The organism is Sulfurimonas gotlandica GD1 (genome assembly GCF_000242915.1).
Taxonomy (GTDB): Bacteria; Campylobacterota; Campylobacteria; order Campylobacterales; family Sulfurimonadaceae; genus Sulfurimonas; species Sulfurimonas gotlandica.
In genome coordinates this window covers 780,839-806,225 of the sequence record NZ_AFRZ01000001.1, presented here as the reverse complement: position 1 = coordinate 806,225, position 25,387 = coordinate 780,839, and the positions used below count along the sequence as shown (strand labels likewise).

The window sequence follows — 25,387 nt, the reverse complement described above, 5'->3', positions numbered from 1 at the left end:
GATCAGTAATTTCACAGCAATGTGATCTTTACATAATTCAATTATGGAGAGTTTGATCCTGGCTCAGAGTGAACGCTGGCGGCGTGCTTAACACATGCAAGTCGAACGATGATTAAGAGCTTGCTCTTATGATTAGTGGCGCACGGGTGAGTAATATATAGTTAATGTACCTCGAAGACCGGGATAGCCATTGGAAACGATGATTAATACTGGATACTCCTTCTAAACTCAAGTTTAGTCGGGAAACGTTTTTTCGCTTCGAGATCAGTCTATATCCCATCAGTTTGTTGGTGAGGTAATGGCTCACCAAGGCAATGACGGGTAGCGGGTTTGAGAGGATGATCCGCCACACTGGTACTGAGACACGGACCAGACTCCTACGGGAGGCAGCAGTGAGGAATATTGCACAATGGGGGAAACCCTGATGCAGCAACGCCGCGTGGAGGATGACGCATTTCGGTGTGTAAACTCCTTTTATGAGTCAAGAAAATGACGGTAGCTCATGAATAAGCACCGGCTAACTCCGTGCCAGCAGCCGCGGTAATACGGAGGGTGCAAGCGTTACTCGGAATCACTGGGCGTAAAGGACGCGTAGGCGGGCTTGTAAGTCAGATGTGAAATCCAATGGCTCAACCATTGAACTGCATTTGAAACTACGAGTCTAGAGTATGGGAGGGGGAGATGGAATTAGTGGTGTAGGGGTAAAATCCGTAGATATCACTAGGAATACCGAAAGCGAAGGCGATCTCCTGGAACATTACTGACGCTAAGGCGTGAAAGCGTGGGGAGCAAACGGGATTAGATACCCCGGTAGTCCACGCCCTAAACGATGAACACTAGTCGTCGGGATGCTTGTCATCTCGGTGATGCACTTAACAGATTAAGTGTTCCGCCTGGGGAGTACGGTCGCAAGATTAAAACTCAAAGGAATAGACGGGGACCCGCACAAGTGGTGGAGCATGTGGTTTAATTCGAAGATACGCGAAGAACCTTACCTAGCCTTGACATTGATAGAATCTTTCAGAGATGAGAGAGTGCCCTTCGGGGAGCTTGAAAACAGGTGCTGCACGGCTGTCGTCAGCTCGTGTCGTGAGATGTTGGGTTAAGTCCCGCAACGAGCGCAACCCTCGTCCTTAGTTGCCAGCAGGTTAAGCTGGGCACTCTAGGGAGACTGCCTTCGCAAGGAGGAGGAAGGTGAGGACGACGTCAAGTCATCATGGCCCTTATGGCTAGGGCTACACACGTGCTACAATGGGGCGTACAGAGTGTTGCGATACCGCGAGGTGGAGCCAATCACTTAAAGCGTCTCTCAGTTCGGATTGGAGTCTGCAACTCGACTCCATGAAGCTGGAATCACTAGTAATCGTAGATCAGCAATGCTACGGTGAATACGTTCCCGGGTCTTGTACTCACCGCCCGTCACACCATGGGAGTTGATTTCACCCGAAATTGGGAAGCTAACCTTCGGGAGGCTACCACTTACGGTGGAATTAGCGACTGGGGTGAAGTCGTAACAAGGTAACCGTAGGAGAACCTGCGGTTGGATCACCTCCTTTCTAGAGTAAAGAGAGATCATTCGTTTGATCATCTTACAAAGAAAATCTCACAGAGATGTTAGTTATTAGTTTATTACTTGCTTAGTTTTCAGTGATCTAATCATTTGAAATGGGGGGTTAGCTCAGCTGGGAGAGCGCCTGCCTTGCACGCAGGAGGTCAGCGGTTCGATCCCGCTACTCTCCACCATTTCATTTTTTTATAAAGCGTTAAAATCAAATATAAGTTCTTAAATATAAGAGTTTATATTTGGTTTTAAAACCAAAAAGTTCATTAAATTATAATTGTTAAAGTCAACATATATAAGAGATAAAAGAATTTATTCAATTATTAATTATATTACTAAATAACTACAAAATCAACAGGATCTGTCTTGGATGATGTATAAGTACATTAAACAAGGTAGTGAACGCAAATTAGAAAAAAAGATATTAAGGGCCATAGGTGGATGCCTTGGCTAGTAGAGGCGATGAAAGACGTATCAGGCTGCGATAAGCCTCGGGGAGCTGCCAAAGAGCTTTGATCCGGGGATTTCTGAATGGGGCAACCCAGCATGGTGCGAATCATGTTACCCTTTCGAGGGGGCGAACTCAGGGAAGTGAAACATCTCAGTACCTGAAGGAAAAGAAATCAAACGAGATTCCCAAAGTAGCGGCGAGCGAAATGGGATTAGGGCTGTTAGTGATAATATATTTGTTAGGTGAACACTTTGGAAAGAGTGAGCATAGAGGGTGATACTCCTGTAACCGAAAACATTTATATGGTACTAGATTAACGAACGAGTAGGTCGGGACACGTGTTATCTTGACTGAATATGGGGGGACCACCCTCCAACCCTAAATACTACTACTAGACCGATAGCGAACAAGTACCGTGAGGGAAAGGTGAAAAGGACCGCGGTGAGCGGAGTGAAATAGAACCTGAAACCTATGGCTTACAATCATTCGGAGCACTATTGTCGTAAGACAAGTGTGACGGACTGCCTTTTGCATAATGAGCCTGCGAGTTGTGGTATCTGGCAAGGTTAATCGAACGAGAAGCCGTAGCGAAAGCGAGTCTTAATAGGGCGAATTAGTCAGATGCTGCAGACCCGAAACTAAGTGATCTATCCATGAGCAGGTTGAAGCTGGTGTAAGAGCCAGTGGAGGACCGAACGGGTAAAGGTTGAAAACTTTTCCGATGACTTGTGGATAGGGGTGAAAGGCCAATCAAACTTAGTGATAGCTGGTTCTCTCCGAAATATATTTAGGTATAGCCTCGAGCATTAGCATGAAGGGGTAGAGCACTGACAGGGCTAGGGCTGCTTACCGCGGTACCAAACCCTATCAAACTCCGAATACTTCATGTGTAACCTCGGGAGTCAGGCGGTGGGTGATAAAATCCATCGTCGAGAGGGGAACAACCCAGACTAGCAGCTAAGGTCCCAAAGTCTTGTCTAAGTGGAAAAGGATGTGGAGTTGCTGTGACAACCAGGAGGTTGGCTTAGAAGCAGCCATCCTTTAAAGAAAGCGTAACAGCTCACTGGTCTAGCGATTCTGCGCCGAAAATATAACGGGGCTAAGACAAGCACCGAAGCTCTAGATTTGAGATTTATCTCAAGTGGTAGGAGAGCGTTCCATTCAGCGTTGAAGGTACACCGGTAAGGAGTGCTGGAGCGGATGGAAGTGAGCATGCAGGCATGAGTAGCGAGAAAAGGGATGAGAATTCCCTTCGCCGTAAACCCAAGGTTTCCTACGCGATGCTCGTCATCGTAGGGTTAGTCGGGACCTAAGTCGAGTCCGAAAGGGGTAGACGATGGCAAATCGGTTAATATTCCGATACCGACGGTTGTTCGTTTGAGTGATGGGGGGACGCATAGAGTTAATCGAGCTCGCTGATGGAATAGCGGGTCGAAGGACGTAGGTCGAGAAGTAGGCAAATCCGCTTCTCATGAGACCGAGATCTTACAGGCCGAGCAATATCTTCGGATAGCGCTTGGAATCGATGATACTGTCGTGCCGAGAAAAGCCTCTAAACGAGAACAACCGTTGCCCGTACCGTAAACCAACACAGGTGGGTGAGATGAGTATTCTAAGGCGCGTGGATGAACCCTGGTTAAGGAACTCTGCAAACTAGCACCGTATCTTCGGTATAAGGTGTGCCCTGTTTGTTAGGAGATTTACTCTCCAAAGCGAATAAGGGTCGCAGCAAAGTGTCCCTCCCGACTGTTTACCAAAAACACAGCACTCTGCTAACTCGTAAGAGGATGTATAGGGTGTGACGCCTGCCCGGTGCTTGAATGTTAAATGGATTGCTTAGCTTTGCGAAGGCATGAAATGAAGCACAAGTAAACGGCGGCCGTAACTATAACGGTCCTAAGGTAGCGAAATTCCTTGTCGGTTAAATACCGACCTGCATGAATGGCGTAACGAGATGGGAGCTGTCTCAACCAGGGATCCAGTGAAATTGTAGTGGAGGTGAAAATTCCTCCTACCCGCGGAAAGACGGAAAGACCCCGTGCACCTTTACTATAGCTTGACACTGCTATTGGGATATTCATGTGCAGGATAGGTGGGAGCCATTGATTCTACGACGCCAGTTGTAGATGAGGCATCCTTGAGATACCACCCTTGAATATTCTGATAGCTAACTCCGTACGATTATCTCGTGCGAGGACAATGTCTGGTGGGTAGTTTGACTGGGGCGGTCGCCTCCTAAAAAGTAACGGAGGCTTACAAAGTTCGGCTCAGGTGGGTTGGAAATCCACCGTAGAGTATAATGGCACAAGCCGGACTGACTGTAAGACATACAAGTCGAGCAGAGTCGAAAGACGGTCATAGTGATCCGGTGGTTCTGTGTGGAAGGGCCATCGCTCAAAGGATAAAAGGTACGCCGGGGATAACAGGCTGATCTCCCCCAAGAGCTCACATCGACGGGGAGGTTTGGCACCTCGATGTCGGCTCATCGCATCCTGGGGCTGGAGCAGGTCCCAAGGGTATGGCTGTTCGCCATTTAAAGCGGTACGCGAGCTGGGTTCAGAACGTCGTGAGACAGTTCGGTCCCTATCTTCCGTGGGCGTAGGAACGTTGAAGAGAGCTGACCCTAGTACGAGAGGACCGGGTTGGACATGCCACTGGTGCACCAGTTGTTCTGCCAAGAGCATCGCTGGGTAGCTACGCATGGATGAGATAACCGCTGAAAGCATCTAAGCGGGAAGCCAACTTTAAGATGAACGTTCCCTGAAGTACGCTTGAAGACTACAAGCTTGATAGGCTGGGTGTGTACGCAGAGTAATCTGTTTAGCTGACCAGTACTAATAGTACGTTTGTCTTTTTTTTAGTTCACTACCTTGTTTAGTGTATTACATAATATACATATAGTTATTTAGAAAAAACATGTTGACTTTAGTCCTATGCTTTGAAATGGCATACGACACACGACAATCATAACTTAATGAGAAATCATTAATACCCCTTTATTGACTCAATACAGTCAAGTAAAAGAACATCTAGGTGTCTTTTTACTTGATTGTCTAGGTGGCTATAGAGAGAGGGAAACGCCTGGCTCCATTCCGAACCCAGAAGCTAAGCCTCTCATCGCTGATAATACTGATCCTTGCAGGATTGGAAACGTAGGTCGCTGCCTAGTTGATCAATTTTACTTTCTCTTCTTTACTTAATCAATCCAATTTATTCAAAACTATATTAACTCTTTATTTATTTCCCAAGTATGACTTACAGTTTCCATATTTGTTTTTAAAAGTCTATCTAAAAAATATTCTCTTGATACTTCTTTAGCTCCCAGACTCTTTAAGTGATTTGTTGGCACTTGACAATCTATAAAATCATAACCCCACTCTTTTAAATGTTTGATTAGAACTGCATAAGCTGATTTAGAAGCGTCACTCATATTTGCAAACATTGATTCTCCACAAAATACCTTTCCAACTACTATCCCATACAGTCCGCCTACCAGTTCACCATTTTGGTAACTCTCAATAGAATGTGCCATACCCATACCATGGATGGTAGTAAAAGCTTCAATAATCTCAGAGCTTATCCAAGTGCCTGCCTGATCGTTTCTGTTTACCGTAGAGCATTTATGCATAACCTCTTCAAAGTTAGTGTCAAACTTGTATTCAAATTTTTTCATACTTTTTTTTAGGGATTTACTTATTTTGAAATCATCTAATTCCATAATAAGTCTAGGATCTGGTGACCACCATATAATAGGGTCTCCACTGCTAAACCAAGGAAAGATGCCATTTTGATATGCACGAATAAGCCTAGAAGGAGTTAAGTCTCCTCCCCAAGCCAATATTCCATCTGTATTTGCTTGAGATGCATCTGGAAATTTTAGTTCGTATTTATTTAATTGTGGAATCATCAAGTTGTTTAAATCTTAAAATAAGTTTTTTATTGAATTCTACTTCGACTTTTCCGCCATCTTTTAATTTTCCAAAGAGTATTTCATCACTTAATTTATTAGTTATATTATCTTGAATATATCTTTTTAATGGTCTTGCTCCCATTTCTTTAGAGTAACCACTCTCAGCTATAAAATCTTTTGCTTTTTCTGAGATAGTTATAGTAATTTTTTTCTTTTTTAGATCTTGGTTTAATTCATTGATAAACTTAAGTACAATGCCCTGTACAGTCTTAATACTAAGTTGTCCAAATTCTACAATAGCATCTAATCTATTTCTAAATTCTGGAGTAAAAAATGATTTTAACTCTTCATTTTGTGAAAGAGAAGCATCTTTGTTAAATCCCATTACATTTCTAGCACTTGCTCCTATATTTGAAGTCATGATGAGTATAACGTTTTGAAAATTTGCTTTGTATCCATTGTTGTCTGTTAATGTTGCACTATCCATAATTTGAAGCAGTATATTTACCAAATCAGGATGAGCTTTTTCTATTTCATCAAGAAGTAAGACAGTATAAGGATGCTTTTTAATAGCTTCTGTAAGTAAGCCTCCCTGCTCAAACCCTACATATCCAGGTGGTGCGCCTACTAAACGTGACAGTGCATGTTTTTCCATATATTCACTCATGTCAAATCTTTCAAAATTTACACCAAGCGTTTGGCTAAGCGAAATCGCCAGTTCAGTTTTTCCTACACCGGTTGGACCTGAAAATAGAAATGATGCTATAGGTTTATTCTGTGGAGTAAGACCTGCTTTAGAGATTTTTATTGCTTTTGAAACTTCCATTACAGCAGCATCTTGACCAATTACTTTTTGTTTTAAATCACTTTCTAGATTCATGAGTGAGCTAGTCTCATCTTTTGTTACTTTTGAGTTTGAAATACCTATGATTGAAGAAATTGTTTTTTCTATATCATAAGCTGTAACTTTTCTTTTCTTTGATTTTTTTAAGTGAAATGAAGCCGCTGTTTCATCAATAAGATCAATAGCTTTATCTGGTAAAAATCTATCTGTAATGTATCTCTTTGATAGTTCCACAGCACTTTTTAGTGCTTCATTTGTGTAAGTAACATTATGATGTTGCTCATATTTACTTTTTAAACCCTTTAGAATTTGGTAGCTTGTTTTAGCAGAGGGTTCTTCTATATTTACTTTTGAGAATCTTCGACTAAGAGCTTTGTCTTTTTCAAAGCCATTTCTATATTCAGCAAAAGTTGTAGCACCCATACATTTTAATTCTCCAGATGCTAAAGCAGGCTTTAGCTGATTTGCTGCATCCATTGTACCGCTTGTAGCTCCCGCACCTATTAAAGTGTGGATTTCATCTATAAATAAAATAGCATTTGGATGAGTTTTAAGTTCATCCATTACACCTTTGAGTCTCTTTTCAAAGTCTCCTCTGTATTTTGTACCAGCAAGTAAAGCACTAAGATCAAGTGCGTAAAGTTCTGCTTCTTTAATAATATCTGGAACATCTCCAGTAGATATGTGAAGTGCTAAGCCTTCAGCAATTGCAGTCTTACCAACACCAGCCTCTCCAACTAAGATAGGGTTGTTCTTTTTACGACGACATAATATCTGTACAACTCTTTTAATCTCACTATCTCTTCCAATTACAGGATCAATTTTTCCTTTTTTAGCTTTATCTAAAAGATTTATAGAGTACTTTTCTAAAAATGACTCTCTATCTTCAGATTCAGAACTTGTATCACGATGAGAAATTAACTCTAAAATATCAAGTCTGGATATTTGATATTCGCTTAGAAGTATGTAGCTAAAACTATTTTCTTCATCGTATAATGCAGCTAGAAGATCACCAACATCGGCACTTGACTGTTGAGCGCTTTGAATATGTTTAATCATATTATCAATTAGTCTTGAAAGTGCTACACTCTCATAAGGGTCTTGTTTAATGTTATCAGGAAGTGTTTCCATATTTGTTAAAATATAATTGTTTAGAGACTCCTTCATTTTATCTACATCACCACCACAAGTTCGAATAATTTCTGCTCCATCTTTTGAATTTAATAGAAGGTAAAATACATGCTCAATAGTTAAATACTCATGTCTTAATTCTTTTGCATAAAGGATTGACTTTTGAAAAATGTCATTTAAATTTGTACTTATCATTTTATTCTTCCTCCATCATAGCTTTTAGTGGAAAGCCGTTATCTTTGGCTTTTCTTCGTACTTGCATAACTTTTGTCTCGGCGATTTCATGAGTATAAACACCACAAAGACCGCGCTCTTTTTTATGAATGTCAAGCATTATACTTTCTGCTTGGCTGTAACTTTTGTGAAAGATAGTAATAAGTATATCAATTACAAAATCCATAGAAGTATAGTCATCATTTAAAAGAAAAACTTTGTACTTTTTTGGATGTTTTAATTTAACTTCATTATAAAGTTCTAAATCTGTATTTATAGCCATTAATTCCTACTTGTGTGCTTGAATGAAATCATCAATAATATCTTGTGGATTCTCAAGACCTATAGATATACGGATTAAACCATCGGTAATACCAAGAAATTTTCTAGTCTCTTCATCAAAATCTCTGTAGATGGTAGATGCCATATGCAGAGCCAGTGTTCTATTGTCTCCGATATTTGCCGTAAGTGTAGCTAGTTTTGTGTTGTTTAAAAATTCAAATGCTCTTTGTTTACTTCCCATATCTATGGTAAATAATGTTCCGCATCCATTTTTAAAATCATTTATGTATCTATTATGATGAGGGTGTGTTTTTAAACATGGATGGTTAATATTTAGTCCGTTTTCACTAAGGGTAGATGCTACAACTTCCACACTATGAGTAATTCTAGAGAGTCTTAGAGGAAGTGTTTCCAGCCCAAGCATAGTTTGGTAGCTGGCATTCGCATTAGCACTCATTCCAAAATCCCTTAAGGCTCTTTTTTTAGCATTTGCAAAGAGTGCCATTTTCCCGGCACCTTTGATGAATTTTGCCAAGAATTCATATCTTGGAGACTTTAGTTTATCTTCACCATCATTAACAGCACGAAAGACTGCACAGCCACCAAGAGCTGAAGCGTTTCCGGAGATAATTTTAGTAGTTGAATAGACACTGATATCCGCACCAAGCTTTAATGGGGAGATACTAAGAGGAGTTATAGTATTGTCAATTATTAAAATAACACCCGCATCATTTGCAATTTTAGCTATGCGTTTTATATCTGGAAGTTTCATATTTGGATTCCCGACACTCTCTAAAAAGATTATTTTTGTATTATCATTTATTGCTTCTTCTATCTCTTTAAAATCGTCAACGTCAAAAAATCTTGTTTTGATGCCAAAACGAGTAAGAGTTTCAGAAAATAGAGCATATGTTCCACCAAAAAGACCACCAATGGAAATAATTTCATCTCCAGATGCAAGAAGTGACATACAGGCAAGAGTTGTTGCTCCCATACCTGAGCTTGTAGCCACTGCTGCAACCCCACCATCCATATCTGCCATAATAGACTCTAGTTTTGCTGTTGTTGGATTTCCCATACGTGCATATAAAGGTTTTTTAACACTTCCATCAAAAATACCTTCCGCTATTTCAGGCGTGTCATAAGCAAAAGATGCAGAATTAATCACAGCTGGACTAACTGCTCCCTCTTTGTTTCCAACTGACTGGACAAATTTGGTACAATACTCTTCAAAATTATTCATTAATATATAGCCTTTAAATTATAAGTGATTATACCAAAGTAGAGATAAATATGAAAAAAAGATTTTTTATTACAGCGACAAATACAGATATTGGTAAGACTTACACGACAAAACTGCTTTTGCGTGAGTTTGCATCCAGAGGATTTAGAGTTGGTGTAATCAAGCCTATAGAAACTGGTGTAATAGATGGTTATGCAATTGATGGAAGTGAGCTTTTATCGACTGTTAAAGAGTTAAATTGTGAGTTTGAAAATGTCTCTTTGGAAGATATAGTGCCTATCACTTATGAACTTCCTGCTGCTCCTTTTGTCTCTTCAAATAATACAAAATTAGATTTAAAAATATTAGATGAAAATATAGAAAAACTTGAAGAACTTTGTGATGTCTTAATCATAGAAGGTGCTGGTGGACTTTATGTTCCGGTTGATGAAGATACGATGATGGTGGATATTATAAAGTACTTTGATGCAACGGCACTTTTAGTTACTCATTGCTCACTAGGATGTATTAATGATACACTTCTAAGCAAGAAATTATTAGAGGATAGGAAAATCAAGCATCTTGTAGCTTTTAATTGTCGAGATAACGATACAAGTTTTACAAGCGTTTCAGAGCCTTACTTTTTAAAAACAGGGTTTAAAGTGCTAAAAGTTAGCCAAGATATTGACACTATTTGCGATGTCTTGTATAATCTATAAATTTATTTAAAAAGATGAGCATGAAGCACTTAATTCGAACAGATGATTTTACGATAGAAGAAATAGAAGATATTTTTACAGATGCAAGGAAGTTTGCTGCAGGCGAGAATGGCAATGTAAAGTTTGATAGAATCCTGCAGGATAAAATAGTTATTACACTGTTTTTTGAAAATTCTACAAGAACTAAAAGCTCATTTGAAATAGCTGCAAAAAGACTTGGTGCTGAGATGGTTCACTTAGATGCTGCGAAGAGTTCAACTGCAAAGGGCGAGACTTTGGTTGATACGGCTATGAACCTAGATGCAATGAATCCGCATGCTATAGTTGTTCGTCATCAAAATTCTGGTGTTCCGCAAATCTTGTCAAACCATACGAAATCAGCAATTATTAATGCAGGTGACGGTGCTCATGCACATCCAACTCAAGCGCTACTTGACCTCTTTACTTTAAAAGAGCACTTTGGTGATGTGAAGGGTAGGAAAATAGCAATAGTCGGAGATATTAAAAACTCTAGAGTTGCTAACTCAAATATAGAACTTCTTACTAGATTTGGAATGGAAGTTATCCTAGTCGCTCCTCCTCATTTTTTACCAAAAACAACTCTTAGAACTACACATTTTTTAAAAGAGATAATAGATGAGGTAGATGTGATTATGAGTCTTAGAACTCAGACAGAGAGACACTCATCACAAAGTTATGCTTCACTCAAAGACTATGCTAGTGACTTTTGTATCACTACTGAATTAGTCGGGGATAGAGATATAATCATTCTTCACCCCGGACCAGTTCACAGAAATATAGATATATGCGATGCACTTTTAGCAGATGAGAGATGTAAAGTATTAGAACAAGTAACAAATGGTGTATCTATAAGAATGGCGGTTTTAAAAAAACTGATACATGACATTTAAACATCTAAATGCTTTAGGAAAGAAGAGAAAACCATTTCTTTTTATAAGTGACTTTTTAGCACAAAATATAGAAGTAATATTATTAGATGAATTAAGCTCTCAAGATATTGAATTTTGTATAGATGAAAATTATATACAAAAAAAACATGGGCACTCTTTTAAAAAAGAAGCAGTTGGATTTGAGAGTTATAAAAAAAAGTTTGATGAGATTATTGAACATATAAAATCAGGTGACACTTACTTGTTAAACCTAACAGCTCCAACAAAAATATACTCAGACCTTACTCTAAAAGAGATATATAATTACGCGAATGCCCCTTATAAACTGAGATACAAAAATGAGTTTGTCTGTTTTTCTCCTGAGAAATTTGTTCAAATAAAAGACTCGACAATGCATACATTCCCGATGAAGGGAACTATAGATGCCTCAATAACAGATGCTAAGAATAAAATACTCCATGATGAAAAAGAGATGGCTGAGCATACTATGGTTGTTGATCTTTTAAGAAATGATCTTTCAATAGTAGCATCTGATGTAAAAGTAGAAGAGTTTAGATATGTTAAAAAGATAGACTCAGGAGAGAAAGAACTTCTTCAAGTAAGCTCGCATATAAGCGGTAATGTTGGTGAAGATTGGCATGAGAGAATCGGAGATATTTTAAACTCACTTCTTCCTGCAGGGAGTATAAGCGGTACACCAAAAAAGAGTACTTTAGAGATTATCAAAAATGTAGAATCTTATGAGCGAGGTTTTTTTAGTGGTGTTTTCGGTGTTTATGACGGAGAAAACTTTGATAGTGGAGTTATGATTCGTTTTGTTGAAAAAACTAAAGATGGTTATGTATATAAAAGTGGTGGAGGTATAACTTTAGATAGTGATTCATATTTAGAATACAATGAACTGCTGGATAAAGTATATCTACCATGATAGATAACTTTTTTACAAGCGGATGGCTTTTTAATGAAAGTGAGAGAGATTTAGAAAGTAGATATCAGATGGTTAATATCGGACTGCTATTGTCATCTATATCACTTATCTATGGGATGCTTGGAAATATTATAAGAGACGTTTCCGGACTTATTATGTTAGAATTTTTTCTACTTTGTGTGAATCTTATACTATTTTTCATACTAAGAAAATATAGAGAATCATTTGAAAATGTTTCTCTAGTTATTACAGCGCAATTTACTTTCCTTTTTCTTTTTTTAGTTTACATAAGTGAACCAAGTGCCCTAAAACATATTTGGCTCTTTACATATCCTATAATTTTACTATACTTTCAAAATACAAGAAATGCTATATATTGGCTTATATTTACTCTAATTATCCTTCTTATTGCTCCAGTTCAAGCCTTTGTTGAAGTTCAATATTCACTTTTTCAAGTTACATACATTTCATTTGTCTTAATTGTTGTTAGTGTAATTATTTACTTTTATCAGGTGAAAATGGATGCAGCAAAAGATTTGATATTAGAACAGCAGGATATGCTCAGAAAGTTTAATGTTGAACTTGCCGATCAGTTAAAAGAGTTAAAACTTCAAGATCAGCTTTTAACAGCACAGTCAAAGCAGGCAGTAATGGGAGAGATGATAAGCATGATAGCTCATCAATGGCGACAACCTCTTTCAACAATAACATTGCAGATATCAAATCTGCATATTAAAAAAGCACTAGGCAAAGAGGTAGGGGAAGAAGAGGTTGACAAAACATTAAGTGAAATTAGTGATACCATTCTCTATTTATCTGATACAGTTGATGATTTTCAAACATATTTTCATCCTCATAAAGAAATTTCAAGAATAGAAGTACACGAATTAATACAAAGAGCCATAAACTTTACTTTGCCTAGAGTAAATGAAAAGGGCATAGAAATAGTTTTGCAAAAATCTGATAAAGCTATTATTAGTACATATATAAATGAGATTATTCAAGTTTTACTTAATATCTTAAACAATGCAATAGACGCATTAAATGAAGCTAATAAAGAGAATCCTAAAATTATAATTTCTTTACAAAATAATCAAAAGAGTATAGTTGTAAAAATAAAAGATAATGCAGATGGCATAAAAGATGAAAATATATCACATCTTTTTGAGCCATACTTTAGTACCAAGTGTAAAAATGGCACAGGACTTGGTCTATATATGAGTCAAATGATTATGCAAAAACAGTTTGGAACGATGATTGAAGTTAAAACATCAAGTAATGGTTCAACATTTATAATTGAGATTCCTAGATCAGTGTCATAGATGAAACTAACACAAAATATCATATATTTTCTGGCGGCACTATTTTTACATATTCTTTTACTGTATTTATTTGTCTCAAGCATGTTCAGTGTTTATTTTTTTACTCTACTTGGTGCTTCTTACCTATTACATAGATATTACAAATATTTTTCATATAAATTCTTTTTCTCTCTTTCGTTTTTAGTTATCAGCCTAATAAATTTGGATGTTTGTGATGAGTGCGTATTTGAAATATATCTCTATTTTGACGCAGTAGATAAGAGGATCTTTATAAATAGTGAAGTAATGTATGTATTAAGTGCACTTCATCTAATTGTTTTAATTAATTTAAAAAAATTTGAGAATTTTTGGGCTATAATAGATAAAAATTTATTTAGGATTTAAGTATATGTATATAGATGATTTGAAGTTTTCATTATGGGCAGATTTTATTGAGAGAGATTATTTAGATAAAGAGTTTAAAGAGTTGATTAACGATGGAATCATAAATGGAGCTACGTCAAATCCAGCTATATTTAAGAATGCTATTTTAAACTCACCGGCATATAAAGAGCAACTTGCATCTCTTGGTTCTTTAAATCCTAAAGATAAATATGAAGCAGTTGCAATATATGACATCAAAAAAGCAGCAGATATACTAAAAGCACTTTATGATGCAGGTGATGATGGATATGTGAGCATCGAAGTAGACCCTTTTCTTTGTGACGATGCAGATGCTACTATTGAAGAAGGTAAAAGACTTTTTGGCGAGATAGGCCGAGAAAATGTAATGATTAAAGTTCCTGCGACAACTGCAGGTTACGTTGCCATGGAAGAGTTAAGTGCTTCTGGAATTCCAGTAAATGCCACTCTAATCTTTAAAAAAGAGCAGGCTGTATCCTGTGCTAAAGCATTTGAACGTGGAGGCAAGAAAAATGGCAAGGAAGTTGATACTGTAATCAGTATCTTTGTAAGTAGAGTTGACCGTGCTCTAGATGCAACACTAAGTGAAAATGGTGTTGAGGTGGCTCTTAGCGGCATCTACAATACAGCTGATATATATGCAGCTATTGAGGAAATGAATGTTTCTGGATGTAGAGCATTATTTGCAAGCACAGGCGTAAAAGATGATTCCCTTCCTGCGTATTATTATGTTGATAAGCTTTTGGCATATAACAGTGTAAATACGGCTCCTATTGATACTATAGAAGCCTTTCATAAAGGTGGAGAGAAAAAGGCTGTTTTGCCGATTTCACAAGAAGTAATTCAAGCACACTTTCTTAAGGTGAAAAATGCAGGTATTGATTTTGAGGCTGTTTTAGATAAGCAAATTGCAGATGGATTAGATGCTTTTAAAGATGCATTTCATGATATATTGGAGTCATTATGAGTAATGAAGTAGATGTCAGTAAGTTAACCTTTGCCCAACTAAATAAGATCAGAGTATATCTTAAGAAGATGATTGAGCTTGGAGGAAGTGACCTTCATATAAAAGCGAACTCAGTAATACGTGCAAGAATAAATGGAAATATTGTTCAGTTTGCCGGTGATATTTTTGCAAAAGAAGATGCACTTACTTTTGCCAAAGAACTCTTAAAAGGCAGGTTTGGAGAGTTTATTGAAAATAAAGAGATAGATTTAGTTTATCCATTTGATGAGAGAAACCGTTTTCGTGTAAATGTTTTCTTTCAAATGGATGGAGTATCGGCTGTATTTCGTGTTATTCCTATCAAAATTCCTTCTATAGAAGAGTTGCACTTCCCTGATATTTTAAAAGAATTTACTCAAAAAGAGAGGGGATTAGTTCTAGTTACAGGTGTAACAGGTAGTGGTAAATCAACTACTTTGGCAGCTCTAATAAATGAGATAAACATAACAAAAAGAAAACATATTATTACAATAGAAGACCCAATTGAGTTTGTTCATAAAGATAAAGGGTGTATCATAAACCAACGCTCAGTCGGTCAAGATACACTCTCTTTTGGTGCGGCTCTGCGTGCATCTCTTCGTGAAGATCCAGATATTATCTTGGTTGGGGAAATGCGCGATAGAGAAACTATCAACCTTGCGCTTCATGCCGCTGATACAGGTCACTTGGTTTTCTCGACCCTTCATACAATAGATGCAAAGGAGACTATTAACCGTATTATCGCAACATTCCCTACAGAAGAGCAAAATCGTGTAAGAATGTCTCTTGCCGGGGTAATTCAAGGTATCGTCTCACAAAGACTTATCCCTACGATAGATGGAGGAAGACGCGCTGCAATGGAAGTGCTTGTGCGTACACCTACAATAGAAAAGCTTATTATGGAAAATCGAGATTATGAAATTAGAGATGCTATTGAAAAAGGTAGAGATCATTACAAGTCTCAAAGCTTTGATCAACATATTTTAGACCTGTATGATGAGGGAATAATCACAAGAGAAAAAGCAAAAGATTATGCAACAAGTGCAGCTGATTTAGAGTTAAGAATGAGCGGATTGAGCTCATCTAAAACTGTTAAAAACCCAAAAACAAGTGAAGAAAAATCGATTAAAATCGATAAAACTGATGATATCTTTGACTTAAAGTAGTTTTTAAAGCTTCTATGTGTATAATTCCAAACAATTTTTATTAAGGATTTAATATGTTAGAAGGCATAATTAGAAAGAGTACTGACAAACAAAGCACAAAGACGCTACGTCGTGATGGTTATCTAATTGCTAACATCTACGGAAAAGGGCTTGAAAATATCAATGCTGCATTCAAAATGAATGAATATATCCGTACTGTTCGCAAGAAAGAAACTTTAGCATTCCCTGTAAGTATAGAGGGAAAAGAGATGAATCTTGTAGTTCAATCATATGAAGCTCAGCCAGTAACTGGTACACTTTTACACGTTGATTTAATGGTAGCACAACCAGGTGTTGTAACTACTTATAATGTACCAGTTGTACCAGTTGGTGAAGCATTTGGTCTTAAAAATAAAGGTCTTGTTCACAAGGCTAAGCCTCGTTTAACTGTAAAAGGTGCTATCGAGAATGTACCAAATACTTTTGAAATCGATGTAACAAAAATGGATACTGGTGATTCTAAACTTATTCGTGATTTAGATCCTATCCCTAATGTTGTTATGTTAGATTCAGATCGTGTTGCTGTAATAAGTATTATTAAAGCTAAATAATCATGTTAATTGTCGGACTGGGTAACCCTGGCCCGGCATATGCAGGTAATCGCCATAATATTGGTTTTATGGTCATAGATGAGCTTATTCGCAGAAATAGTGCTCAGAAACTCTCCTCTTCATCATTTAATGGTGAACTCTTCAAATTCTCAAATCATTTTTTATTAAAACCACTTACGTATATGAACTTATCAGGTAACTCAATTTTAGCTGTTAAAAAGTTTTATAAAGTAGATGAAGTTGTTGTAATACATGATGATTTAGACCTTCCTTTTGGTACTCTTCGTTTCAAGCACGGCGGTGGACATGGTGGACACAATGGACTTAAATCTACAGACCAGATGATATCTCGTGATTATGCTAGAGTAAGACTAGGCATTGGAAAACCTGAACATAAGGGTGAAGTTGCTTCCCATGTGTTAAGTGACTTTTCTAAAACTGAAACTGAGCATCTAAAGACTTGGATTTCGTATACTTGTGAAGCTGTAGAGAGTATGCTTGAAAATTCACTAGAAGATGTGAGTTCTAAATATACAATTAAAAAATTTCAGCTAAAATAGCACAAAAACGGAACTTAAAGATGATGGCATTCAAATATATATCTTTTCATTATCTAAAATATTTTTCAGTTATCCTAATTGCATTGGTTATGTTCCTTGTCGGATTTGACTATATGGAAAATGCCAGTTCTCTATCCTCATCAGCCAACCTTGTACTTATTTATTTGGTATATAAAGCTTTTTTTGCTATAGATATGTTGCTTCCTTTATCTCTAATTTTTGCAATGATTACAACGAAAATATTTTTAATTCGCTCAAATGCGCTGGTCTCTTTTTATTCATTGGGTTATTCAAGAGTAGATGTATTAAAGCCTTTTGTAGTTGTTTCAACTACTATCATAGTTATATTTGTCTCTCTTCATGCTATTCCTAGTTTTTCTCGTGCAGATGAGTTTTCAAATAACATTCGCAAAAATGCAGCTTATCTAAGCCCTACAAAAGACCTTTTTTTTACATATAAAGATAAGTATATTTATTTTGCTCAGATGCTGCCTCTTCAAGAGAGAGCAGAAGGAATTAGAGTCTTTAGTATCAAAGAAAACTCACTAAAAGAAGTTCTCGTAGCAAAAGAAGCTACTTATAGAAATGAATCATGGCATATAGCTCAAGCAGACGTAATTACAAAACCTGATAATATGAGTTTTGAATCAAAAGGGATAAAAGTAGACCATGAAAAAGGTCTTGATATTCTGCATGGTTTTAGACCAAAAATGCTTGACCAAGTATATGAGGGAAAGGTTAATTTCACTATTAAAAATGCCATAGACGCACTTTTGTTGCTTAGTGATCAAAACATAAATACCAGAAGTATAAAAGGTGCGCTTTATAAAATATTTATTTACCCATTTTTCGTGCCATGTTTGGTAGTTATTATCTTCTTCTTTGTTCCAATTAGTGCAAGATTTTTAAATGTTTCTCTTTTTAGTTTTGGAGCAATTCTTGCAACACTTTTAGTTTGGGGAATACTTTTTATGCTTATAGAACTTTCAAATAATAAAACAATTCCAAGTGAAGCCGGTGTTGTTGCTCCAGTAGTAATTTTATTTTTAATAGCACTTAGACAGTGGAGAAAATATCGTTTAGCGACCTAATATCTAACATAATTTAAACAAGTTCAAGCTATGTCTGATCACGCATGTGTTCAGTGTTATTTCAAAACATAGAATAAAAGCTTCGCCTTTGCCGAGAGAAGATAATCATCGACTAATTTATAACAAAAATATAAGCACATTTTGGATAGAATCTCTAAAAAATATTTGGAAATTTTACAATGAACTTTAAAGAACTGGCATCTGAGTATAAAACACCTTTGTATGTTTATGACTTAGACTATATGAGCAAACAATACCAAGAGTTAAAAGAGGCTTTTAGAGGTAGAAAATCTATCTTAGCTTACGCTGTAAAAGCAAACTCAAATCTTAGTGTAGTTAAGCATTTCGCAAATTTAGGAAGCGGTGCTGATTGTGTTTCTATCGGTGAAGTACGTCGTGCATTTTTAGCAGGAATTCCAGCATATAAAATTATCTTTTCTGGTGTTGGCAAAAGTGATGATGAAATTCGTGAAGCCATTGAAAAAGATATCCTTTACATTAATGTTGAGAGTGAAGCAGAACTGTTTCGTGTAGCGATAATAGCAAAAGAGCTTAACAAGATATCTCGTATCAGTATTCGTGTTAATCCAAATATTGACCCTCAAACTCACCCATACATCTCTACTGGATTGCATGACAACAAGTTTGGTGTTGATATTAACACTGCTAAGAGAATGTATATATTTTCAAAGAATTCTGATTCTCTTGATCCTGTTGGAGTTCACTTTCATATAGGCTCACAACTGACGAATCTTGAACCAATATATGAATCTGCTGTAATTGTAGCTGATCTTGTTCGTTCATTAGAAGCGATTGATATTGAACTAAAGTTTTTTGATATCGGTGGTGGACTAGGAATAACATATGATGATGAAGCTACAATAAAACCATATGATTATGCACAAGCTATACTTGGAACTTTAAAAGGTCTTGATTTGACGGTTATTTGTGAACCAGGAAGATTTTTAACAGCAAATGCTGGATACTTTTTAACCAAGGTTCTTTATGAAAAACAAAATGGAGCTAAGAAATTTGTAGTTGTTGATGGTGCTATGAATGATCTCCTTCGTCCAGCTCTTTATGGTGCTTACCACAGAATAGAAGCTATTACTGACTCTGCATCTGAGCCGCGTACTGTTGATATTGTCGGACCAGTTTGTGAGAGTGGAGATTTCTTTGCTAAAGATTATCTTCTTCCAGAGTTAAACCATAACGACCTACTTGTAGTTCACAGTGCCGGAGCTTACGGTTTTGGAATGGGCAGCAATTACAACACTCGTGGAAGAAGCGCTGAAGTTGCAGTTGAAAAAGGTCAAGCTAGACTTATCAGAAAAAGAGAAAACTTTGAAGATTTAATTGCTTTAGAGAAAGAGTTCTTGGAAAACTAAATATGTACTTCATTGATGTGCAGGGCACTCTAATCAGCGACACTGATAAATCTCCAATTCGTGGAAGTATAGAGTTTATAAAGATGTGTAATGATAAAAATATTCCATATATGGTTATTACAAATAACACAAAAAAAGCTTCACATGATTTTTATGACTTTTTATGTTCGATTGGCTTTGAATTTGATTTTTCTAAGTATCTTGACCCTTTGATGCTTTTAGAATCCCGTGTACAAAAAGACTCGGTAGCAGCTTATGGCGCAGATGAGTTTTTAAAAACACTTAGAGCAATGGGATATACTTTAAATTATGAAAACCCTAAAACAGTTCTTGTCGCTATAAAAGAAGATTTTAGTGCAGATGAATATGCTCAGATGATAGAGTTTTTGCTAAGCGGTGCAAAACTTGTCGGTATGCACGAGACATCTATATATGCTAAAAACTCTAAAAGATATCCTGGAGTAGGAGCTATTTTAAAGATGCTAGAATTTGCTACTTCTGTAACTTATGAAGTTGTCGGAAAACCAAGCGAAGCTTTTTATAACGAGTCATTGGCAAAATTAAAAGAGCAAGATAGCAAGGCTGAGTTTAGCAGGGTGACTATGATTAGTGATGATGTTAAAGGTGATCTAGGTGGAGCAAAAGAGATGGGAATGAAGACAGTTTTTGTTACAAGCGGAAAATATAAAACAGAATCTGAGATAGTTCCATTTTTAAAACCTGAACTTAGACCTGACATGGTTTATGGGGATATGCAAAATATGTTGGAGGCGATATGAAAACTTTAGATGATTGTAGAAGATCGATAGATGCTATTGATAATGAGATGCTGGAACTTCTCAACAAAAGAATGAAGGTTGTTGAAAGAGTTGGCGAGATAAAGAATGCATCTGGCGGTGCGATATACAGACCAGAGAGAGAAAAAGCTATTATCGAAAGACTTGAAGCACAAAGCAAGGCCAATGGCGGAGCTTTGAATAAGAGTGCCATAGAGGCGATATTTTTAGAGATATTTGCAGTCTCTAGAAACTTGGAGCGTCCGGAAAAAATAGCTTACTTAGGTCCTGAGGGCACATTTACTCATCAAGCCGCGGAGAGCCGTTTTGGTGCTATGAGCGATTATATTTCACTAAGTTCAATCCACTCTGTTTTTAAAACACTTGAATCAAAAAGAGCAAAGTTTGGTGTTGTGCCAATAGAAAACTCAAAAGACGGTATTGTCGGTGAGACACTTGATCTGCTTGCTAAAAGTTCTGTGAAAATTGTAGCAGAACTATATATGCCGATTCATATGTCTTTTGTTACAAAAGCAACAAAGATTGAAGATATAAAAAAGATCTACTCAAAAGACAAAGGCTTTGGACAGTGCAGAGAATTTTTATCTGAACATAACCTTATAAATATAGAACATATCCCAGTAGAATCGACTGCAAAAGCGGCAATCTTAGCATCTGAAGATCCAAACTCTGCTGCGATATGTTCTCATATTGCAGCTAAACTTTATAAAGTACCTACAATGTTTGAGAACATAGAAGATGAACATGACAGTTCTACTCGTTTTGTAATTTTGAGTGATTTTAAAAATGGAATCAGCGAGCATGATAAAACATCTATTTTAGTTAAACTAGAAGATGCAAAAGAGGCTGGCTCACTTGTTCATTTCTTACAAGATTTTGATGAAGAAAATATCAACTTGTCAAAAATTGAATCTCGTCCCTCAAAAGATCAGTCAGGGTTTGGTTATTGGTTCTATATAGATTTTTATGGGCACATTGATGAGCCACATATTCAAAAAGTACTATCTAAGCACGACGCTGAAGTTACTTGGCTTGGAAGTTATGTAAAGGGTGAAGATGAACTTTAATTCAAAAATGAAAGATATCAAAAACTATGAGGCTGGAAAGCCTATAGAATTAGTTGTAAGAGAATTTGGCATAGAGCCAAAAGATATTATCAAATTAGCAAGTAACGAAAATCCTAATGGTTGCTCAAAAAAAGTTCAGGATGGAGTATCAAAGATCATCTCAAAAATGGCTCTTTATCCGGATGATTCTATGATTGCTTTAAAGAGTGCACTAAGTAAAAGATTTGATGTTGGAGTTTCGAATGTAATTATCGGTTCAGGAAGCGATCAGGTGATAGAGTTTTTAATACATGCAAAAGCAAACTCTGAGTCTAAAATATTAATGAACAGCATAACATTTGCAATGTATGAGATCTATGCCAAACACGTTGGTGCAGAAATTTTAAGAACTTCTTCACAAGAACATGACTTAGATGAGTTTTACAAGATTTATAAGGAAGAAAAACCTTCAATAATCTTTTTGTGTACTCCAAACAATCCAACTGGGGATGCTATTGAAGCAACAAAACTGTTTGAGTTTCTAAAGAAAATTGACAGTGACACATTAGTTGTTGTAGATGGAGCTTACATGGAGTACGCTTTAGTTAAAGATTCAAGCAAAGAAGTAAAACCAAAAGATCTGGTTGAAGAGTTTGACAATGTAATCTATCTTGGTACTTTTTCAAAAGCTTATGGTCTTGGTGGAATGCGTGTTGGTTACGGAGTAGCGGATGCTAAAATAATCAAAGAACTATATAAACTTAGACCTCCGTTTAATATTACTACTTTATCTTTAGAAGCTGCAACAATTGCCTTAGGAGATGAAGAATTTGTAAACAAAAGTGTAGTTAATAACTTTAATGAGATGAAACGTTACGAAGAGTTTGCAAAAGAGCAAAAAATAGATATAATTAACAGCTATACAAATTTTGTTACTTTATGTCTAAATCCGAACCAAATATCTTCTGTAATCGCAGATCTGCTTCTAAAAAAAGGGATGATTGTCAGAGACCTTAGTAGTTATGGGATGAATGCGATTAGGGTAACAGTTGGAACACAAGAGCAAAATAGTCGCTTTTTTGAACTAGCATCAGAAATTTTGTAATTATAAAATGGGACGTTGATGGATTTTAAAATACTTTTTTCTCAGTTAGTTGTTCTTTATACAAAACTAACTTCGCAGCAGAGAATCATTATTGCTGCTGCCATTATTGGTATAGTCTCATTTTTAATTTTCATGGTTGTATATACTGCTAAAAAAAATACTGATGATGAGTATGAAATCCTTTTTAATTCCCTAAGTTCTGAAGATGCTGCTAAGATTGTTGATCAATTGGAAAAAGATGGCATAGTTTATAAACTAGAAGACAACAATATCATTAAAGTACCTAAAGATATTGTATACAAAGAACGTATAACTATTGCTTCTATGGGAATTCCTAAAAACAGAGGTGTTGGTTTTGAACTATTTGATACACAAGAGTTTGGAGCTACCAGTTTTGATCAAAATGTTAAATATCTTCGTGCACTAGAGGGTGAACTCTCAAGAACCATAAACGCTCTTGGCCCAATTGAATCAGCAAGCGTTAGTCTTGCTATTCCCAAAGACACACTTTTTATTGCTAAACAAGTTGATCCAAGTGCTTCTGTTATGGTCCAATTAGTGGAAGAGCAAAGACTCTCTCCAAAACAAATACGTGGTATTAAAAATCTTGTTGCATCTGCAGTGCCAAAAATGAAGGCATCAGCTGTAATGTTAATAAATTCTGAAGGCGAGACTTTAGGTGATGAAGATGAGATGGCTCAGATGGGTGAGCTATCAACTGTTCAGCAAAAATTTAAAACAAAAGAAGAGAAGAAAAGACAAAGTAAAATCATACAGGTTATCTCTCCATTTGTTGGCGGAGAAGAAAAAGTAGTTGCTCAAGTAACAATTGAGTTTGATTTTTCTATTCAAAATTCAACATCTGAGACATACGATCCCGAGAATGTTGTAAGAAGTGAACAAGTAAGTGAAGAAAAAAGAGAGGGTGGTTCTCCAGCTGAGATAGGCGGTGTCCCTGGTACGGTAAGTAACATTGGTCCTGTTCAAGGTCTTAAAAGTAACCAAACAAATGAGAAGTACGAAAAAAATACAGGAACAACTAATTATGAAGTTGGTAAAACTGTATCAACTACTAAGTCTCAGTTTGCACGCATAAAAAGAATAAGTGCGGCTGTTATAGTAGACGGTAAGTACAAGTTTAAACTAGATGCAGAGGGCAAATCAACAGATGAGCTTGAGTATGAGCCACTTCAAGAGAGTGACTTAGATGCACTGGCTTCACTTGTAGGTAGATCAATCGGCATCAATGATCAAAGAGGCGATCAGATAAGCGTTAAAAACCTTCAGTTTAAAAGAGGTGACACTCATATTGAAGCTGATGGAGTTAGTCAAGCAGTTACATTTAGTCAAACTTATTTAGCACCTTTTTCTGGAGTATTTAAGTATGTTTTTGTTCTTATCTTATTGCTTATTCTTTACAAAAAGGTCATTTCTCCATTTGCTCTTAGGATGTTAGAAGTATCTAAAGAGGATGATGATCTTGATCGTCCTACTCTTGATATAGATGATGATGAGGAAGAAGATTTAGTAGAAAAAGTTCAAATGATGCGTAAGAAAGTTGAGAGTCAACTTGGCGTTGGTGATGGCTTTAATGAAGATGAGCTCAAGCATGAAGTTTTACTGGAAAAAGTTAGAAATATGGCTGAAGATGCACCAGAAGAAATAGCAGCACTGCTTCAATCTTTATTAACTGAAGAAGAAGATCACAGCAGAGAGAGGTCAAATAGATAATGAATTTAAACCCAACACAGCAAGCATCTTTTGATGAAATGAGTATGGCGGAGAAAGCTGCTATTTTACTTATGCAGTTAGGAGAAGAAGCAACAGCTGCGATTTTTTCAAACATGACTGTAGATGCTATTACTGAAGTGTCAAAATATATTGCAGGAAATAGAAGTATTGAAAAAGCTGTTGCAACCGCAATACTTGAAGAGTTCCATGCAATCTTTCAATCAGGTCAATTTATTACAACTGGCGGTATGGAATATGCAAGAGAACTTCTTTATAGAACTCTTGGTCCTGAAGAGGCTAAAAAAGTTTTAGAGAAGTTATCTAAAAGTATGCAAAATACTCAAAATTTTTCATACCTTTCAAAAATCAAGCCTCAGCAACTTTCAGACTTTATTGTTAATGAGCATCCGCAAACAATCGCTCTTATTTTAGCTCACATGGACGCAACAGAAGCAGCAGATACACTTCAGTACTTCCCAGATGATTTACGTTCAGAAGTTGCTATGAGAATGGCTAGACTTGGTGATATATCTCCATCAGTTATTAAACGTGTTTCAGCTGTGCTAGAGTCTAAACTTGAGTCTCTTGCTTCATACAAAGTTGAAGTTGGTGGACCAAGAGCTGTTGCTGATATCTTTAACCGTCTTGGTGCCAAGTCTGCAAAAGCTACACTTTCTCAAGTTGAGCAAGTTGATGAAGAGCTTGCAACTCTGATTAAAGAGATGATGTTTACATTTGATGATATAGTTACACTTGATAAAAGTGCTATTACAGAAATTCTAAAAACTGTAGATAAAAAAGAGCTAATGCTTGCTCTGAAAAGTTCGCCTGAAGAACTTAAAGAGAAATTCTTTTCTGCAATGTCTGAGAGAGCTAGAGAAGCATTTGATGAAGAGATGCAGTTCCTTGGTGCTGTTAAAATGAAAGATGTTGAGAATTCTCAGAGAAAAATTGTTGAAGTTGTTAATGGGCTTGCTGAAGCAGGAACAATCCAAATGGGTTCAACTGACGAGATGGTAGAGTAGGTAATTG

At 36.6% G+C, this 25,387-nt stretch carries 19 protein-coding genes, 1 tRNA gene and 3 rRNA genes; 19 read left to right on the top strand and 4 right to left on the bottom strand.

Annotation, left to right across the window (positions count from 1 at the left end; genetic code table 11):
* Positions 1-40: 40 nt before the first annotated feature.
* The 4 genes from SMGD1_RS03800 (at position 41) to rrf (ending at position 5,181) form a co-directional block, all read left to right on the top strand.
* Positions 41-1,556 (top strand): 16S ribosomal RNA (locus tag SMGD1_RS03800).
* Positions 1,557-1,667: 111 nt separating this feature from the next.
* Positions 1,668-1,743 (top strand) — tRNA-Ala (locus SMGD1_RS03795).
* Positions 1,744-1,975: 232 nt separating this feature from the next.
* Positions 1,976-4,871, top strand: a 23S ribosomal RNA gene (locus SMGD1_RS03790).
* A 194-nt stretch (positions 4,872-5,065) separates the two neighbouring features.
* A 5S ribosomal RNA gene (gene rrf / locus SMGD1_RS03785) occupies positions 5,066-5,181 on the top strand.
* The 16S, 23S and 5S rRNA genes sit together here with 1 tRNA gene alongside, the layout of an rRNA operon.
* 51 nt (positions 5,182-5,232) lie before the next feature.
* On the opposite strand, the gene aat is transcribed toward rrf, so the two are convergent.
* Genes aat through SMGD1_RS03765 form a run of 4 tightly spaced genes read right to left on the bottom strand, consistent with a single transcriptional unit; the run spans position 5,233 to position 9,635 of the window.
* The gene (gene aat / locus SMGD1_RS03780) at positions 5,233-5,919 is read right to left on the bottom strand and encodes a leucyl/phenylalanyl-tRNA--protein transferase (RefSeq protein WP_008339151.1); all 687 of its coding nucleotides are present in this window, start codon (positions 5,917-5,919) and stop codon (positions 5,233-5,235) included.
* Entirely contained in the window at positions 5,900-8,092 is a 2,193-nt protein-coding gene (gene clpA / locus SMGD1_RS03775; RefSeq protein ID WP_008339040.1) for an ATP-dependent Clp protease ATP-binding subunit ClpA, read from the bottom strand. Before clpA ends, aat begins: the two co-directional genes overlap by 20 nt.
* A 1-nt stretch (position 8,093) precedes the next feature.
* Complete coding sequence (locus SMGD1_RS03770) at positions 8,094-8,393, bottom strand: ATP-dependent Clp protease adaptor ClpS (protein ID WP_008338936.1); 300 nt, start codon at positions 8,391-8,393, stop codon at positions 8,094-8,096.
* A gap of 6 nt (positions 8,394-8,399) precedes the next feature.
* Entirely contained in the window at positions 8,400-9,635 is a 1,236-nt protein-coding gene (locus SMGD1_RS03765; RefSeq protein WP_008338814.1) for an aminotransferase class I/II-fold pyridoxal phosphate-dependent enzyme, read from the bottom strand.
* A gap of 50 nt (positions 9,636-9,685) precedes the next feature.
* On the opposite strand from SMGD1_RS03765, the gene bioD reads away from it, so the two are divergent.
* The 15 genes from bioD (at position 9,686) to fliG (ending at position 25,380) form a co-directional block, all read left to right on the top strand.
* Positions 9,686-10,333 carry a dethiobiotin synthase gene (gene bioD, locus SMGD1_RS03760; RefSeq protein WP_008338763.1) on the top strand — a complete coding sequence of 216 codons (648 nt, stop codon included), beginning with the start codon at positions 9,686-9,688 and terminating at the stop codon, positions 10,331-10,333.
* A 20-nt stretch (positions 10,334-10,353) separates the two neighbouring features.
* The gene (locus tag SMGD1_RS03755) at positions 10,354-11,244 is read left to right on the top strand and encodes an aspartate carbamoyltransferase catalytic subunit (protein WP_008339175.1); all 891 of its coding nucleotides are present in this window, start codon (positions 10,354-10,356) and stop codon (positions 11,242-11,244) included.
* Positions 11,234-12,172, top strand: coding sequence for an aminodeoxychorismate synthase component I (locus SMGD1_RS03750; RefSeq protein WP_008339091.1), 939 nt, complete (start codon positions 11,234-11,236; stop codon positions 12,170-12,172). Before SMGD1_RS03755 ends, SMGD1_RS03750 begins: the two co-directional genes overlap by 11 nt.
* Positions 12,169-13,494, top strand: a complete 1,326-nt coding sequence (locus SMGD1_RS03745; RefSeq protein WP_008339182.1) for a sensor histidine kinase — start codon at positions 12,169-12,171, stop codon at positions 13,492-13,494. Before SMGD1_RS03750 ends, SMGD1_RS03745 begins: the two co-directional genes overlap by 4 nt.
* Positions 13,495-13,882: 388 nt before the next feature.
* The gene (locus tag SMGD1_RS03735; RefSeq protein WP_008339152.1) at positions 13,883-14,863 is read left to right on the top strand and encodes a transaldolase; all 981 of its coding nucleotides are present in this window, start codon (positions 13,883-13,885) and stop codon (positions 14,861-14,863) included.
* Complete coding sequence (locus tag SMGD1_RS03730; protein WP_008338912.1) at positions 14,860-16,047, top strand: type IV pilus twitching motility protein PilT; 1,188 nt, start codon at positions 14,860-14,862, stop codon at positions 16,045-16,047. The genes SMGD1_RS03735 and SMGD1_RS03730 overlap by 4 nt, the downstream gene beginning before the upstream one ends.
* 53 nt (positions 16,048-16,100) lie before the next feature.
* Complete coding sequence (locus SMGD1_RS03725) at positions 16,101-16,637, top strand: 50S ribosomal protein L25/general stress protein Ctc (RefSeq protein WP_008339014.1); 537 nt, start codon at positions 16,101-16,103, stop codon at positions 16,635-16,637.
* Positions 16,637-17,197, top strand: a complete 561-nt coding sequence (gene pth, locus SMGD1_RS03720) for an aminoacyl-tRNA hydrolase (protein ID WP_198407975.1) — start codon at positions 16,637-16,639, stop codon at positions 17,195-17,197. Before SMGD1_RS03725 ends, pth begins: the two co-directional genes overlap by 1 nt.
* Positions 17,198-17,217: 20 nt before the next feature.
* Positions 17,218-18,288 (top strand): LptF/LptG family permease, encoded by a 1,071-nt coding sequence (locus tag SMGD1_RS03715; RefSeq protein WP_008340680.1) that lies wholly within the window; start codon positions 17,218-17,220, stop codon positions 18,286-18,288.
* A 179-nt stretch (positions 18,289-18,467) separates the two neighbouring features.
* A complete protein-coding gene (gene lysA / locus SMGD1_RS03710) occupies positions 18,468-19,676 on the top strand; it encodes a diaminopimelate decarboxylase (RefSeq protein WP_008338751.1) in 1,209 nt (402 codons plus the stop codon).
* 2 nt (positions 19,677-19,678) lie between these two features.
* Positions 19,679-20,455 (top strand): HAD-IIA family hydrolase, encoded by a 777-nt coding sequence (locus SMGD1_RS03705; RefSeq protein WP_008338876.1) that lies wholly within the window; start codon positions 19,679-19,681, stop codon positions 20,453-20,455.
* Positions 20,452-21,540: a prephenate dehydratase gene (gene pheA, locus SMGD1_RS03700; RefSeq protein ID WP_008338926.1), complete on the top strand. Its 1,089-nt coding sequence runs from the start codon at positions 20,452-20,454 to the stop codon at positions 21,538-21,540. The genes SMGD1_RS03705 and pheA overlap by 4 nt, the downstream gene beginning before the upstream one ends.
* A complete protein-coding gene (gene hisC, locus SMGD1_RS03695; protein ID WP_008338795.1) occupies positions 21,530-22,624 on the top strand; it encodes a histidinol-phosphate transaminase in 1,095 nt (364 codons plus the stop codon). The genes pheA and hisC overlap by 11 nt, the downstream gene beginning before the upstream one ends.
* A gap of 18 nt (positions 22,625-22,642) precedes the next feature.
* Entirely contained in the window at positions 22,643-24,355 is a 1,713-nt protein-coding gene (gene fliF / locus SMGD1_RS03690; RefSeq protein ID WP_008338797.1) for a flagellar basal-body MS-ring/collar protein FliF, read from the top strand.
* Positions 24,355-25,380: a flagellar motor switch protein FliG gene (gene fliG, locus SMGD1_RS03685; RefSeq protein WP_008339076.1), complete on the top strand. Its 1,026-nt coding sequence runs from the start codon at positions 24,355-24,357 to the stop codon at positions 25,378-25,380. Before fliF ends, fliG begins: the two co-directional genes overlap by 1 nt.
* Positions 25,381-25,387 lie beyond the last annotated feature (7 nt).

Excerpts from the sequence above, each read along its gene's own strand:
- hisC (WP_008338795.1), top strand. The coding sequence starts at position 21,530 with ATGAACTTTAATTCAAAAATGAAAGATATCAAAAACTATGAGGCTGGA.
- SMGD1_RS03735 (WP_008339152.1), top strand. The coding sequence starts at position 13,883 with ATGTATATAGATGATTTGAAGTTTTCATTATGGGCAGATTTTATTGAG.
- SMGD1_RS03725 (WP_008339014.1), top strand. The coding sequence starts at position 16,101 with ATGTTAGAAGGCATAATTAGAAAGAGTACTGACAAACAAAGCACAAAG.
- SMGD1_RS03745 (WP_008339182.1), top strand. The coding sequence starts at position 12,169 with ATGATAGATAACTTTTTTACAAGCGGATGGCTTTTTAATGAAAGTGAG.
- SMGD1_RS03750 (WP_008339091.1), top strand. The coding sequence starts at position 11,234 with ATGACATTTAAACATCTAAATGCTTTAGGAAAGAAGAGAAAACCATTT.
- bioD (WP_008338763.1), top strand. The coding sequence starts at position 9,686 with ATGAAAAAAAGATTTTTTATTACAGCGACAAATACAGATATTGGTAAG.
- clpA (WP_008339040.1), bottom strand. The coding sequence starts at position 8,092 with ATGATAAGTACAAATTTAAATGACATTTTTCAAAAGTCAATCCTTTAT.
- SMGD1_RS03730 (WP_008338912.1), top strand. The coding sequence starts at position 14,860 with ATGAGTAATGAAGTAGATGTCAGTAAGTTAACCTTTGCCCAACTAAAT.
- lysA (WP_008338751.1), top strand. The coding sequence starts at position 18,468 with ATGAACTTTAAAGAACTGGCATCTGAGTATAAAACACCTTTGTATGTT.
- SMGD1_RS03755 (WP_008339175.1), top strand. The coding sequence starts at position 10,354 with ATGAAGCACTTAATTCGAACAGATGATTTTACGATAGAAGAAATAGAA.
- SMGD1_RS03765 (WP_008338814.1), bottom strand. The coding sequence starts at position 9,635 with ATGAATAATTTTGAAGAGTATTGTACCAAATTTGTCCAGTCAGTTGGA.
- fliF (WP_008338797.1), top strand. The coding sequence starts at position 22,643 with ATGGATTTTAAAATACTTTTTTCTCAGTTAGTTGTTCTTTATACAAAA.
- fliG (WP_008339076.1), top strand. The coding sequence starts at position 24,355 with ATGAATTTAAACCCAACACAGCAAGCATCTTTTGATGAAATGAGTATG.
- SMGD1_RS03705 (WP_008338876.1), top strand. The coding sequence starts at position 19,679 with ATGTACTTCATTGATGTGCAGGGCACTCTAATCAGCGACACTGATAAA.
- pheA (WP_008338926.1), top strand. The coding sequence starts at position 20,452 with ATGAAAACTTTAGATGATTGTAGAAGATCGATAGATGCTATTGATAAT.
- aat (WP_008339151.1), bottom strand. The coding sequence starts at position 5,919 with ATGATTCCACAATTAAATAAATACGAACTAAAATTTCCAGATGCATCT.
- SMGD1_RS03770 (WP_008338936.1), bottom strand. The coding sequence starts at position 8,393 with ATGGCTATAAATACAGATTTAGAACTTTATAATGAAGTTAAATTAAAA.
- SMGD1_RS03715 (WP_008340680.1), top strand. The coding sequence starts at position 17,218 with ATGATGGCATTCAAATATATATCTTTTCATTATCTAAAATATTTTTCA.